The organism is Buttiauxella noackiae ATCC 51607 (assembly GCF_001654865.1).
Lineage (GTDB): Bacteria > Pseudomonadota > Gammaproteobacteria > Enterobacterales > Enterobacteriaceae > Buttiauxella > Buttiauxella noackiae.
Genome location: NZ_LXEO01000063.1, coordinates 40,125 through 54,814 on the forward strand (window position 1 = coordinate 40,125; position 14,690 = coordinate 54,814).

The window sequence follows — 14,690 nt, forward strand, 5'->3', positions numbered from 1 at the left end:
CTTAATGGCTACTGGGATAGGCTCTAAGCCTTGTCTGAACTGCCAAAAATCCGCATCTGTTGTGCGACGACATCCGTAATCGCCTCTTCAATACCCAGCAATAACTCGGCGAACTCGTCATAAATGGCATGACGTTGATTCATTCTCTGCTCGATGGCACCGAGTGCGGCCTGTGACATTCCGGTATAGAAATTGATTTTGTGAATACCGAGGCTTATCGCTTTTCTGAAATCTTCGTCACTAATGCCCGAACCCCCATGAAGCACCAGCGGCAAGCCAGTTTGGCTACGAATAGCGGCAAGTCTGTCGAAATCGAGTTTCGGCTCACCTTTGTATTTACCGTGTGCGTTGCCGATAGCAACGGCCAGCGCGTCGATGCCGGTTCTGTCGACAAAATCACGTGCCACTGCTGGATCGGTAAACTTGTTGCTATCGGCTTCGCCATACAATGCACCGCCTTCGTCACCGCCCACTGCACCCAACTCAGCCTCGACCGAGACACCCACCGCGTGGCACATCTTCACCACTTCGCGGGTCTGACGAATGTTCTCCTCATATTCAAGTGTAGAACCATCGAACATGACTGAACTAAAACCGAGGCGTAAAGCGCGAACGACCGCTTCAAAGTGCAGGCCGTGGTCAAGATTGAGCACCACCGGAATATCGTGGCGAGCCGCTTCGAACTTGACGGCTTCAACCAGTGAATCCAGCGAGACATACTTAAAATGGACTTCAGCAATATTGATGATAAACGGTGAGTTCTCTTGCCTTGCCGCGGCAAAAAGGGCGCGCAGAAAGTGGCTGTCGAGAACGTTAAATGCCCCTAATGCGTAACCATTGGCGCGTGCATGAGCCAGTCCGTGTGCGAGTGATATCAAAGCCATAATGATTCCCCTGGTGTTGGAAATTAAAAGTGCTGGCGATACTCGTTGCACAGCAATTGCCGCGCAGGTTCGTCTTCAATAATGGAGTTAAATCGCTCAAGGGGTTTGAGGAAACGGTTGTCGCGGTCGTCGTCGTTGACCATCGACACTTCCCCTACCAGAACGTCGCCGTATCCCGGCTCGCCCCAAAAACTGTGGTAAATACCTGGCACCAGACAAATGCTCTCGCCCGGTGAGAGACGCAGTTGGCTACCCGCCGCATGAGTCTGTCGGCAGCCATCAATCACGACGGTGACATCGCTCTCTTCGGTCTGTTCAAACTGGTCAGAATTCCACAATTCAACAATCAAATTACCGCCGCCGCGATTGATAATGTCTTCGCGTTTGCGCCAGTGAAAATGCATCGGCGTGAGTTGCCCTTCGCGGACATGCATGATTTTTTCGGCATAACTTTTTGCATACGGTGCGCCATCGGGTGAACCGTTACGCAGCGTGAATAACGTCAGCCCCTGAGCGAGAAAATCGTTTCCGCCGAAGGCCGTCACATCCCAACCGAGTTTTAAATCAAATACTTCCTGCCAGATTTTTTTATCGAGCTGCTGCCACTTCGTCAGGTCGTAAGAGGCGAATGGAGGCAAATGAACATCGTGCTGCATAAAGAAATGGCGCGTTTGAGAGAGGATTTGATTAACTTCAGATCGTTTCATTTTGCAGTATTTTCCTCACGCTGTTGTCTGATGGCGCTGCGCTTATCCGACCTACAATCAACATGTTGTAGGTCGGATAAGGTATTTGCGCCGCCATCCGACAAAAATGGCAGACAGTGGCAAAAACTATTTCACCGTCCAGCCCTTATACGTGCCGATATTGTCCTTATCGATCATCGTCACCGGAATCAGCACCGGCTCTTTTGGCGCGGGTTTGCCTTGCAGAATGTCGTAGCCAATCTCGACCGCTTTTGCCGCCATCACTTGCGGGTCTTGCGCAGGAGTTGCTACAAACAGCGTATTCCCGCCGCGTTTCAGAGCTTCTTCAGCATCCGGGCTACCATCTACGCCAACAATAAAGAACTCGTTACGTTGTGCTTGTTTTGCTGCCAGATCGGCACCGATCGCTGTCGGATCGTTGATCGCAAACACGCCGTCGATCTTCGGGTTTGCTGCAAGCAGAGATGTCATCACCTCAAGGCCACCTTCACGGCTGCCTTTGGCGTTCTGGTTAGAAGACAGAACTTTGATATCCGGGTGCTTTTTAAACTCAGTTACGCAGCCTTCGACACGGTTCTGCACCGCAGAAACTGGAGGCCCGTTGATGATCACCACATTGCCTTTGTTTTTCAGGCGATCCGAAATGTACTTACAGGCCATTTCACCTGCCTGGGTGTTGTTCGATGTGATCGTTGCATCCGCCCCTTCCGCTGCTACGTCCACCGCCACTACCACGATCCCGGCATCTTTAGCGCGTTTGACTGCCGGGCCGATCCCTTTCGAATCAGCGGCGTTGAGAATGATCATATCCACTTTCGCGGCAATAAAGTTATCGATTTGCGACACCTGCTGGCCGAGATCGTAACCGCTGGAAACCAGCGTCACTTTCACGTTATCCCCCGCCAGTTTTCGGGCTTCAAGCTCTGCACCTTTGGTTATCTGCACGAAGAAGGGGTTGGCGAGATCGCCCACCGTCACCCCGATGGATTTCAATTCTTTGGCCTGAACAAAGGGTACGGCGGCAATCATGAGTGCTGCAGCTAGCATCTTCAAACGCATGGTGAATCTCCTGTCTGGTTTTGGCGGATGACGCTCACGCTTATCCGGCCTACGAAAGAGCATGGTTATCGGTTTTGTAGGGTGGATAAGCGAAAGCGTCATCCACCGTTTACGTTATGCACTTTGATGGTGACGGGTACGGTATTTGTCGATTAGCACCGCAATGATGATCACCGCACCCTTGATCACCAGTTGCCAGAAATACGAGACGCCCATCAGCGTCATGCCATTGTTGAGCGTGGCGATAATCAGCGCGCCGACCAGCGTGCCGGTAATTGTGCCGATACCGCCGACGAAACTGGTGCCGCCAAGAATGACTGCTGCGATGGCATCAAGCTCATAACCCATCCCAAGGTTGCCGTTGGCGCTGTAGAGCCGCGAAGCACTCATCACGCCGCCAAGCCCGGAAAGCAAACCGCTCATGCCATACACGAACAGCAAGACCAGCCACACTTTGATACCTGTCAGGCGTGCAGCCTGCATATTGCCGCCAACCGCGTAGATATGAACGCCAAGCGTGGTGCGGCGCAGAATGAACCAGCAGACAACAATCACCGCCAGTGCAATAACGACCAACCACGGAATTGGGCCAAGATACGAGTTGCCTATCCATTCAAAATTGATATTGGAGTTAATCACCGTGGTGCCATCGGCCAGTAAATAGGCCGCGCCACGCAGCGCGGTATAAGTGCCAAGCGTGACGATAAACGGCGGTAGCCCGGCCCAGGCGACAAGCATGCCGTTAAACAGCCCAAGCCCGGTGCCCATCATCAGCGCTGCAGGGATCGACAGCGATTCCCAGCCTGGCATGAGCGAAACCACCATCGCGGTCACCGCTGTCGTGCCCAGAATCGAGCCCACGGAAAGGTCGATCCCACCGGTCAAAATAATGAAGGTCATCCCCGCGGCGAGAACGATATTGATCGACGATTGGCGGGCGATATTTAGCAGGTTAGACTCGGTAAAAAAGTTCGGTGTGATAAAGCCAAAAACGGCGACGATCAGGATCAAAATCGGCAAAATCCCAACGGTTTGCATCAAATCACCAAACAGTGCTTTTTTCAGCGAGGCGGATTTGGCGACTTGCTGGGGAGTTGTGTGCGCCAGTGGCGTTTCTTTGGGTTGATTAGTTGCCATGGTTAACCACCTTTTTGTGGGCATCTTCAACGCCGGTTGCCAGCGTCATAATGTTCTCTTGTGTGATATCAGCGGCGTGCAATTCCCCGGCAATACTGCCTTCGCGCATCACATACACCCGATCGCTCATGCCGACTACTTCGGGCAATTCGCTGGAGATCATCAGGATCGCCACGCCCTGTTTTGCCATCTGGCTCATGATCCGGTAGATCTCACTTTTTGCGCCGACATCCACACCGCGCGTTGGCTCATCAAGGATCAAAATACGTGGGCCGATCGCCACCCAGCGTGAGATCAACAGTTTTTGCTGGTTGCCGCCGGATAACCCGCCTGCGCGGACTTGTGCATGCGGCACGCGGATATTGAGCAGGCTGATAGCATCGTCAGAAATAGTCTGGGCTTTTTTACGATCCAGCCAGCCGTAGTGCGCATCGCGCTCAAGTGTTGCCATAGTGATGTTGTCTTGCGCGGCAAGTTCGAGGAATAAGCCCTGCTCTTTGCGGTTTTCAGTCAGGAATCCAATTCCGTGGCTAATTGCTTCGCGCGGGGAGTGAATCTTCACGGGTAGACCGTCGATTTCTATCGTGCCGCCGGTGGATTTACGCACGCCAAAAATCAGCTGCGCCAGCTCAGAACGTCCGGCTCCGACTAGCCCCGCAAGGCCGACTATCTCGCCGGATTTCACCTGCAGGCTGACCGGCTGCACTTTTGCGCCGTCCGTCAGGTGGTGAACATTCAGGCGTACCGTTCCCAGCGGAATATCGCGTTCTTTATTGAACAGATCGCTTAGCGGGCGGCCCACCATCATGCGCACCAGCTCGTTGGCATTGAGGTGTTCACGCGTCAGACTGCCGACGTATTGCCCGTCGCGCAGCACGCTCACGCGGTCAGAAAGCTCGTACACTTCCGCCATGCGGTGGCTGATATAGATAATCGCCATCCCTTCATCGCGCAGTCGCATAATCAGCTCGAACAGGCGGTGCGTTTCGCGTGAAGAAAGTGCTGCGGTAGGTTCATCCATTACTAAAATGCGGCTGTTGCGGTGCAGCGCGCGGGCGATTTCCACCTGTTGCTGTTCGGCAATGGTCAGGCGTGAGACTAAATCGCTGGCTTTAAACTGTGCGCCGAGGCGGTCGATAACCGTCTGGGCTTGCATCACCATCTCTTTGCGCTTGACTAAGCCACCGCGTGACAGCTCGCTGCCGAGAAAGATGTTTTCGGCGACCGTCAGGTTTGGCGCAAGCTGCATCTCCTGATAAATCAGCGTGATGCCTGCGTTTAATGCGTCTTTCGGCCCCTTGATACTCCAGGGTTCGCCGTTAATTAAGATCTCGCCGCTGGTGGCGGTATAGGCACCGGCGAGGATTTTCATCAGCGTGCTTTTACCCGCGCCGTTTTCCCCCATTAAGGCGTGGATTTCGCCAGGAAACACCGTTAAGTCGACACCTTTCAACGCATAAAACTTGCCGAATGACTTGGCAATATTGCGCATCTCCAGAATGGGAACGCTACTCATGGCGCGACTCCTGCGGATAGGGTTTCGATTGCTGCCAGTCAATCACGCCCAGGTAAATGCAAAATGTCAGAAGCCGTTCATATTTGTCATATTGATGAATAGTTAATGGGGATCACATTACTGTGACGGATTGAGTCTGCGGATGCCGGATGGCGCTACGCTTATCCGACCGACGAACTGCATTTATAGGGGAGATTCGCGTAGCGACATCCACCAGAAATCACGGAGCCAAACCATGCCTGCACCCCGAACACCCTTTCTCACCAGCGCCCGTGGACGCCTGCTCTCTTTTAATCTGCTGGTGGTGGCGGTGACATTGTTGGTCTGTGGCGTGGCGGTGTGGGGCTTTAATCACGCCAGCCGTTTGCAGGAACAGGTTCAGGGGCAGACGCTAAGTGATATGTCCGGCAGCATGGAATTGGCGCGGGATACTGCGAACGTGGCGACAGCTGTCGTGCGTCTCACGCAAGTGGTGGGTGCGCTGGAATACCAGAGCGAAGCGCAGCGTTTGCAGCAAACACAGCAGGCACTCCAGAACTCGCTTAACCATCTGGCGCATGCACCACTCGCCAGCCGTGAACCGGAATTGGTCAAGCGCATCACCGAGCGTAGTAATGAACTGGAAAGCAGCGTCACGCGGATGTTGGAGTTGGGCCATCGCCGCCATCTGGAGCGCAATGCACTGCTGAGCGCGCTGTATCAAAACCAAAGTTACCTGCACCATATTCAGTATATTAATGCTCGCGACGGGCGTGTAACCCCGGAAGCGCGATTGCTGACTGAAATGGACAGGCTGATTCTGATTGCCATTCAAACGCCTTCTCCGAAAGCCACCGTCGTACAACTGACCGAGGTGATGACGCAACTTCCGGCACATGATGATTCGCCCTTAGTCGATGGGATATTGCAGGATTTCACTGCACATTTGCAGCAATTGGTGCCACTTTCACAGCTGCTTGAAAACAGCGATTTGGGTATTTCCTGGTACATGTACCACATCAAAGCGCTGGTGGCGTTTTTGAACCAGGACATTAACCAGTACGTGCAAAAAGTGGCGCAAGAGTCCCTTAGTCGCACCGATCAAAGCCATAAAGAGCTGCAATCGATGATTGCCTTTATCGGCCTGTTTGCCTTGCTGGCACTGGTGATTACCGGGTTTGCGGGTTGGTATATTTACCGCAATCTCGGCTCGAATTTGACGGCAATCTCCCACGCGATGACGCGGCTGGCGCGGGGCGAGCGCGATGTTAGCGTGCCTGCCTTACAGCGCCGCGATGAGCTGGGCGAACTGGCCAGGGCATTTAACGTCTTTGCGCGTAACACCGCCTCGCTGGAACACACTTCGAAACTTCTCAAAGAGAAGAGTACTCAACTGGAAACCACCTTCCACGCGATGCGCGATGGTTTTGCCCTGTTTGATAACGACGGGATTTTAGTGGTGTGGAACCCGCAATACCCGTTGCTATTGGGGCTGGCTCCGGAACATCTGCAGCGCGGTCAGCATTACATGAGCCTGCTCAAACAGGTGACGCCACTTCAGGAACATATTCTCGAAAACCTCTCTCGCCCGTTACCCAAACCGCAGGAGTTAAGGTTGGCAGATAACCGCACCATTGAGCTGCGTTTTAGCCCGGTGCCGGGGCGCGGTATGGTGAATGTGGTACTTGAGCGCAGTGAGCGTAAAGCGCTGGAAGAAGCGCTGGTTCACAGCCAAAAAATGAAAGCGGTGGGGCAATTAACCGGCGGCCTCGCCCATGATTTTAATAACCTGCTGGCGGTGATTATTGGCAGCCTTGAGCTGACATCTTCAGATTCACCGGATGCCATACGTATTCAACGCGCCTTAAAAGCTGCCGAACGCGGGGCGCAACTGACTCAACGTTTACTGGCGTTTTCCCGCAAACAATCGCTGCATCCACATGCCGTTTCGATGAAAACGCTACTGGAAAACCTCGACCCGCTGATTCGCCATTCGCTCCCGGCAGCACTTACGCTGGAAATTGAAGCGCAGCACCCGGCCTGGCCCGCATGGATTGACGTTAACCAGCTGGAGAACGCGATTATTAACCTGGTGATGAACGCCCGCGACGCAATGGAAGGGCAAAGCGGCACCATCAAAATCCGCACCTGGAACCAGCGCGTGGTGCGCTCGAGCGGGCGCAAGCAGGATATGGTGGCAGTGGAAGTTATCGACAGCGGTCATGGCATGTCGGCGGAAGTAAAAGCACAAGTATTTGAACCGTTCTTCACCACCAAACAGACGGGTAGCGGCAGCGGGTTGGGTCTGTCGATGGTGTATGGTTTTGTGCGCCAGTCCGGCGGGCGAGTGCAAATTGAAAGTGCTCCGGGGCAGGGAACGTTAGTGCGTTTACAATTGCCGCGAGCACCTGCGCAGGCGGTGAGCGAAACGTTGCCCGAGCCGCTGGCAGTGAATTCTGATGAAGACCAACTGGTTCTGGTGCTTGAAGATGAACATGATGTACGCCAGACGTTGTGCGAGCAACTGCATCAGCTTGGCTATCTGACGCTTGAGACCAGTGATAGCCAGCAGGCAATACAATTGCTGAAAGATGTACCAGACATTCAGATTTTAATCAGTGATTTAATGCTACCGGGGCCAATGAGTGGCGCTGATGTGGTGCAGCATGCCCAGCAACATTATCCACACCTCACATGCCTGTTAATCAGTGGACAGGATTTACGCAGCAGCGGGCAGCAATTGCCGCAGGTAGAGCTGCTGCGTAAACCATTTAACCAACAAAAACTGGCGCAGGCTTTACGGCGAGCACGGCATCAATAAAATTTTGTGTCAGGTTTGCAAATCAATGAAAAGGTCATCGTCAAACAATTGACTCCGAGTCCTGAAACAGACATTAATAGAAAGACCCCTTCCAGTATCCCAGGAGGAAGTGGGTGGGTTCAGGAATGCAACTTAGCCGCCTCATCATTGATATGCACCTCATTGATCATCCTGTAGCAAGGACTTAGCCCCTCTGCAAAGAGGGGCTGACTTTGGTGCAATTCTGGTGGATGACGCCTTCGGCTTATCGACCCTACAAAATCAAAAACGTAGGTCGGATAAGCGCAGCGTCATCCGACAATCAAGCCCGAAACTACCCATCTTTCCCCATACCCGTCTGCTGAATCAGCATCAATGACACGCTATTAAACCAGCGATGCGCGAGACTCTGGCGTTTACTCTCAACAGAAATATGCGCGAGATTTTCCCGGTTGATGGGCGCAGCTTTTCCATCACCTTCAATTGATACGCGATACCAAACGCCCTGGGGACGCAAATCTTTTGCCTGCGCGGTTGGGTTTAATTGCACCGGGCCGCCGTGATCTTTAGCCAGCAATAAAGATGGCAGGCGAGTGACGACATTGTGGTCGATAGAAACCACGCGCCCGATAAGTGGCTGCCACTCATCATTCTGATAAATTTTTGCCTGTGCTCCTACGCGTAAGCGCGCCAAATCTTCTTCGCCCACCAGTGCTTTCACCCGCCAGCGGTCGGCATTTACCAGCGTGGCAATGTGCGTAGAAGGGGAAACCCAGCTACCGGGTTGCAGTGAAATATCGCTATCTTCAATACGGCCACTTGAAGCCGCGACCAGCCTCAGACGCAGCAACTCATTGTTGCCAGCACTTTGCTGGAGCGAGTACTGGCGCGCCATTTGCTCTGCCAGAACCTGTTTTGCCGGGCCGTCTTTATCAAGCCCTAACGCACCACGCGCGCTGAACTCCCATGCGCGGCGCATCTCCTCAGCTTTTCGCTGCGAGGTTTCTGGCAGTGGTGCAATCAGCTCAAACAACGGCTGACCGGCTTTCACCTCCTGCCCATCGGTGACAAGAATCTTCTCGAGGCGCGCGCTGTACGGCGTATAAATCGGCTGTACAAAACCGGCTTCAATCACCCCCGGCAGATTCACTTTATTCGACCACGGCACAAAAATAACCAGTAACGCGGCGAGAGCAATCAGCAGCAATCTTCGGCGGTAGAAAGGCTGGCTTTCCGCGCGCCGTGCCCAACAGTGTTTGATTTCTCGGATCATTGGTTGCACCACAAAAGTCACGATTTCTATCAAGAACAGAATCACACCCAACGCCTTAAAAAAGGCGTGATAGATAACGACCGCAATACCGATAAACAGCAGCAGGCGATAAATCCAGGTGGCGAAGGCAAATACCGTCAGAAAACGGGCAAAGGCCGGGGTGACGTTATCGGGTTTTGGATCGTTGATGCCAAATAGATGCCAGCGCATCGCCCGCTTCGCCCAGTTTCCTGCGCGCTCGTGCAGCCCCGGAAAATCCAGCATGTCGCTCAGAATGTAATAGCCGTCAAAACGCATAAACGGGCTTGCGTTAACCACGACAGTCATAATCCAGGCGGTGGTCGCAAGGAAAAATAACGCGTTTTTGACGCTGCCTTCTGGTGCAAAAGACCACAGCAAGGTAGCCCATGCTGCCAGAACTAATTCAGAGGCAATTCCGGCGACGGCAATTTTTAAACGGTCGCGCGAACGGATGAGCTTCCAGCTTTCGCCGGTATCGGTGTAGGCCATCGGCAACATCACCAGCAGCGCAACCCCCATGTGCCCAACCCGCACACCGTGCCTGGTGGCGGTGAGTGCGTGGCCCATTTCATGCCAGCATTTGGAAAACACCAGTGCGATAGCAAACGCCACCGCGCCATGCCAGTTCACCGAGTTATGTAACGTGGCAACCACGGTGTCCCACTGGCGAGCGGCGAGCACAATGCCGGTAATCGCGACAAACACCGTTAACCATAGGAAGGTTTTGCTAAACAGCGGCTTTAACCATGGCAGGGCTTTGCGCAGGGCTTTTTCCGGGTGAACCAACGGAATGCGGATAAACAAATAGCTGTGTAACAACCACTTCCAGGCAGAGGATGCCGGACGATAGCGGGCGCTACGTAGCAACTGTTGTTGCTGTAAAAACAGTACAAAAGCTTTGATATCTTCTTCATCGACATTCAGCGTGGTTTGCTGATTAATTGCCTGCGCTATTTTCCCGGTATCTGCCAGTTGCCAGCGCTTAAGAATTTCAATTTCCAGCCAGCCAAGACGAAAAAACAGATTGCGCACGGGATCGGCCAGATGCCAGGCCGGAGAGCCATCGCGGTTGGTACCTGCGCTGTTAAGTCGCAGTTCATCACGTAGCGCAGGCCACGCAGGGGCCGTTGCAGCACCGGGTATCACCACCCGCTCCCGGCACGTAAAGTGGCAATAGGGCGACGTAGCAATAAGTAACCAAGCATTGCCCAATCGCCCGTTACGCGCGCCGTTCCCTGCAAGCCAATGCGCGCAACAGCAGGTTTCCCTTCCAGCGTACCGCGCAGCAGATAGCTGGCGACGCCGTTTGGTGCTTCCACCGTTTGATAACCCGCGTATCCCAGTTTTGCGTCCAGTGAATCAAGAGGGGCGACTTTCAAAAATATTTTCATCGGCGCCCCATGCTTCAGGTTAGTGGATTCACTTACCGGAGCCCAGGCGCGAACGCCAAGATTATCCGGGTCTGCCAGCAAGCCAATTCGCTCGCCCGTTTGCACCGGGCGACCCGCCCAGTCGTCCGGGTCAGAATAGACAAATACGCCGTTATCAGGGGCACGAATGGTCAGCTTTTCGAGGTCGCGTGTTATCGATTCAACTTCAACTTTCTTCTCACGCCATTTGCCTTCAGCCATCGCCAGTTCTGACTTGGCCTGTTGGTCTTCAATCGCCTGTTGCGAAGCCTGATGCAAGGTGGTTTCAGCGGTTTCCAGTTCTGCCTGCGCCACCGCAAGGCGGTTATGCAACGTGGTGTCATCGAGCGTTGCCAGCACCTGGCCTTTCACCACATCGCTGTTTGGCAGCACGACCATGCGCTTAATCACACCGGAGTCAGGAGCGGCAATCACTTCACTGTGTAGCGAGATTATTTCGGCAGGCACCAGTGTGTACTCACGCACCGGAATGCATAACACCAGTAGCACCGCCAGCACGATATAGCCGAGACGACGCCCGGTATTGCGTTGCCAGAATTGTTTGAAACGCGATGGTCGTGCGGTTAAGGCCCACCATGCATAACCATACAACCCGCTTAGTTGCAGCAGGGTAAATTCCGGGGAGGTTGGTGCAAGCGTTGTTGGCCACGGGTCGTCACGGCCCAAAAACCATAGCGCGTGAATCTCTCCGTCGGCACCGGTTAATGGCAGTACCCAGACATTTGCAGGCAGCCATTCATTCCACTGTGGGGCGAGGCCCTCGCTGAGTTGCGCTGGTGAAAGTGCCAACACGCGGGCTTCAGGCGGCAGTGCCCGGCAATGCGGTGCAATCTCTTTTGCGACGTCAGAAAGCCATAAGGCATACGGTGTATTGTTGTCGGTATCACTAAGCCCTGAATGAGCAACCAGTTTTGCGCGGTTGGATGGGGAGAGGGACAACAGCGCCGACTGGCGGTAATCCACCAGTTGACGCGTTTCATTACATATAGCGAAGCCTAACTCGGCGGAGTTGCTTATCGCTTCTACCCGGGCTGCTAGCTGGTAGAAGGCTGTACTGGACATCACGAATTTGCAGCTCCGCTTTTCAGGCAACGGTTTTCATCAGGTGGGCAGATAGCAACGGCTTGTCCGCTCATACCCGGCAACACGTCATCGGTTTTTTCCGGGAAGCGAGTTTCAATTTCGATAGTCTGGCTGACCGCATCCACTTTGCCGCTGATATTCGTCACGGTGAGCGGGTATTGCTTGCCGGTTTCACCTACCGAGGCATTTAGCTGCGAGCCAATTTTCAACCACGCCACCCAGTTTGAAGGCACGTTTAAACGCGCGCGCAACGTACCGCTTCCGACCAGGTCAATCACAGGCGCACCCGCACCAATCCCCTGGCCTTCTTTGACATAGATTTTGGCTACGCGACCATTGAACGGTGCGACAAAGCGGCACTGCGCCAGTTGGGCATCAAAAATGCCGACCTGGCCTTTGGTACGGTTGACTTCAGAGGCGGCTAAACCCACTTCAAGTGCAGCAGCTGATTGTAACCCCTGGAGTTTTGCTTTGGCTTCATAGCGCAGTTGGGCTGCGTGAAACTCCGCTTCGGCGGCATTTTTACGGGCCACTAAATCACTGCAATCCATACTCGCCAGCACTTTGCCCTGGGTAACGGGGTCGCCCAGTTGCACATTGATTTTCGCCATGCGTCCAGGTACCACGCTTGAGAGCGGGCTTTCGCGGTTGGCAAGCACCAGGAAGCGCACCGTTGTGCTGCCCTGTGCGGCAGGCTGTGTTGCAGGTGTTTCAGCCGCGAATGTCGGTGCGGATAGCCAGGCCAGCGAGCAGATTAATCCAGCGATGAATTTTTGTCGGATGGCGCTGCGCTTATCCGACCTACGTAAACCGCTCAGGTTATTGAAGTTGTAGGGTGGAGAAGCGTTAGCGCCATCCACCATGGTTTTATTGTTATTCATACACAGCCTCATGGCGTTGCAGTCAGAACAGGGGTTGCCCCTGCAAGCCTTTGTAAATCAGTGGTAATAGATAATGTTGCTGCTTCGGCAAGCGCGCTGATGGAGCGTGTACTGGTTTCGTTTGGCAGATAGCTTGTGTACTGGCGAGTCAGCACTTCAGCACCGTCTGCATCCAACACACGCATTGTCCACACACCTTTGCGTGTGCCGTTGCTGGCACCAATGTTGAAGCCCATTTGCAAGGTGAGGCTTTTTGGTGACGGCTCAAGAGAGAGGTGGTTTGCTTCAATCACCCGGCCAATGGATTGCTGAACGGTGGAGCGTGAAACGCCAGATGGCAGGCGCGTGATCTGCACTGAAATCGGGTGTTTTTCCACGACGATTCCGGCAGTACGAGCAAATACGCTGCTCTCTTGTTGGCGCAAACTGGTGGCAATTTGTCGCGATAAGCTGGCAACATCGGTTTGATTAACCTGATCTGGTAGCAAATCGATACCCACAGAGTTCAGTACTCGGCCATAAGCAGCCTGCGCTTCGGCATACGATGAAGCTTCCTGGAAGCGTGAAACAATCGATCGTGCCTGAGTACGCAACGTTTCCAGGTCGCTGGTCAGTGAGTTATCTGAACCGGCGCGGGAGATACTCGCCAGGCGTTGGTCGACTTGGGCGGATTGTTCGGCAATCTGGAAGTCATAAGAGGCGAGCTTGTAGCGTTCGGTGGCGACACGAACCTGCGTCAGAACCGCCATACTCAGTGCCATGCGGCGTGCATCATCGGTCTGTGCACGGGCATCGTTGGCGGTACTAATTGCCGGAATGCTCAGCAGCTTAAACAGGTTCATCGAGACACCGACGCCACCTTCAATCCAGTTGTTGTTGTAGAGATATTGGTTGGAGTCGTAATTCAACCCAGCGAACAGATTCAGGCTCGGGAATAACGAGGCGATTTGGCGCTTGGTTTCATAGCTGTCGATGCGTGTTTTGTAATCTTCCTCACGCAGTTCCGGGCGACGCTCCAGTGCCATTTGCTCAAGCTTATCAATGTTGGTCGGAGGCGGTGCCAGCGGCGTTGGTGTGTCTTGCAACACCAGTGGTGTGCCCGGCGGCAGGTTGATAAGCGCGGTCAGCTCACTTTTCGCCAATTCCATTTGTTGACGTTTCTGGTTCAGCAATGTCATGGCATCAAGCAGGGCGCGCTGATATTCCAGCCCTTCAATTGGCGGCAAAATCCCGGCCTGTTCTGCTTCACGGGTTTTATCCAGCGCTTGAGCAATTTGCTCAGCCAGCGGTTGGGTTTCATCGAGCAAACGTTGCGCGCCTAAGGCACGCCAGTAGGCATCACGCACTTCCTGGACAATGTTTTGCAGCACTTTACGGCGGCGTTCTTCGGCAATATTGACTTCATCGGCCTGTTGCTTGGCGCGGTAATAACTCATACCGAAGTCGAGCAGATCCCAGGAAAATGTTGCGCTGGAAATATAATGTTCGCGTTCTTCTGACGTGGAAGGGCGCAAGCTGACGAGCCCGTCATCAATACCGACGCTGGTGCCGCCTGAATCGTTGTCACGCCAGCGATAACCCGCATCAGCCATCAGTTTTGGCAGCATGTCTTGTTGTGAGACATCCAACAAACTGCGCGACAACGCGGTTTCCATCATTTTCAGACGGTAGTCGAGGTTATATTTCAACGCTCGTGCCATGGCATCGGATAGCGTCATCGGGCCGCTCAGGGATTCCTGGCCGCGGTACATTTCTGCCCGGTCACGATTAACTCGCGCGGTTATCTCATCCTGAGTTAGCGGTTCCGGTTTAATGGTGCCACAGCCCGCCAGGATCAGTACCGCAATCAACCCAGCAATAGGTTTGACTAACGGCACGCCACGTTTTTTATATTGTGCCACCACATATGCGTTCATTGTT

General features: G+C 53.8%; 10 protein-coding genes. 1 reads left to right on the forward strand and 9 read right to left on the reverse strand.

Features of this window, described 5'->3' with window-relative positions; genetic code table 11:
* Window positions 1-23: 23 nt before the first annotated feature.
* The 5 genes from M979_RS19195 to M979_RS19215 form a co-directional block, all read right to left on the reverse strand.
* Window positions 24-884, reverse strand: coding sequence for a ketose 1,6-bisphosphate aldolase (locus M979_RS19195; RefSeq protein ID WP_064556064.1), 861 nt, complete (start codon window positions 882-884; stop codon window positions 24-26).
* 23 nt (window positions 885-907) lie between these two features.
* On the reverse strand, window positions 908-1,591 hold the full coding sequence (locus tag M979_RS19200) for a D-lyxose/D-mannose isomerase (RefSeq protein ID WP_064556065.1): 684 nt from the start codon (window positions 1,589-1,591) through the stop codon (window positions 908-910).
* Window positions 1,592-1,717: 126 nt separating this feature from the next.
* Window positions 1,718-2,650 (reverse strand): ABC transporter substrate-binding protein, encoded by a 933-nt coding sequence (locus tag M979_RS19205; protein WP_034456894.1) that lies wholly within the window; start codon window positions 2,648-2,650, stop codon window positions 1,718-1,720.
* Between the two features lie 114 nt (window positions 2,651-2,764).
* On the reverse strand, window positions 2,765-3,787 hold the full coding sequence (locus tag M979_RS19210) for an ABC transporter permease subunit (protein WP_051880616.1): 1,023 nt from the start codon (window positions 3,785-3,787) through the stop codon (window positions 2,765-2,767).
* Window positions 3,777-5,303 carry a sugar ABC transporter ATP-binding protein gene (locus M979_RS19215; RefSeq protein ID WP_034456893.1) on the reverse strand — a complete coding sequence of 509 codons (1,527 nt, stop codon included), beginning with the start codon at window positions 5,301-5,303 and terminating at the stop codon, window positions 3,777-3,779. The genes M979_RS19210 and M979_RS19215 overlap by 11 nt, the downstream gene beginning before the upstream one ends.
* A gap of 235 nt (window positions 5,304-5,538) precedes the next feature.
* On the opposite strand from M979_RS19215, the gene M979_RS19220 reads away from it, so the two are divergent.
* Complete coding sequence (locus M979_RS19220) at window positions 5,539-8,103, forward strand: ATP-binding protein (protein WP_064556066.1); 2,565 nt, start codon at window positions 5,539-5,541, stop codon at window positions 8,101-8,103.
* Window positions 8,104-8,416: 313 nt separating this feature from the next.
* Here M979_RS19220 and M979_RS19225 read toward each other — a convergent pair whose 3' ends face one another.
* From M979_RS19225 to M979_RS19240, 4 genes are read right to left on the reverse strand one after another with little or no spacing between them, the layout of a single operon-like run.
* Window positions 8,417-10,522, reverse strand: coding sequence for a site-2 protease family protein (locus M979_RS19225; protein WP_245164784.1), 2,106 nt, complete (start codon window positions 10,520-10,522; stop codon window positions 8,417-8,419).
* Window positions 10,519-11,868: an efflux RND transporter periplasmic adaptor subunit gene (locus tag M979_RS19230; protein WP_034456891.1), complete on the reverse strand. Its 1,350-nt coding sequence runs from the start codon at window positions 11,866-11,868 to the stop codon at window positions 10,519-10,521. The genes M979_RS19225 and M979_RS19230 overlap by 4 nt, the downstream gene beginning before the upstream one ends.
* Window positions 11,868-12,770: an efflux RND transporter periplasmic adaptor subunit gene (locus M979_RS19235; RefSeq protein WP_064556067.1), complete on the reverse strand. Its 903-nt coding sequence runs from the start codon at window positions 12,768-12,770 to the stop codon at window positions 11,868-11,870. Before M979_RS19235 ends, M979_RS19230 begins: the two co-directional genes overlap by 1 nt.
* An 8-nt stretch (window positions 12,771-12,778) precedes the next feature.
* The gene (locus M979_RS19240) at window positions 12,779-14,686 is read right to left on the reverse strand and encodes a TolC family protein (protein WP_157093274.1); all 1,908 of its coding nucleotides are present in this window, start codon (window positions 14,684-14,686) and stop codon (window positions 12,779-12,781) included.
* Window positions 14,687-14,690: the final 4 nt, after the last annotated feature.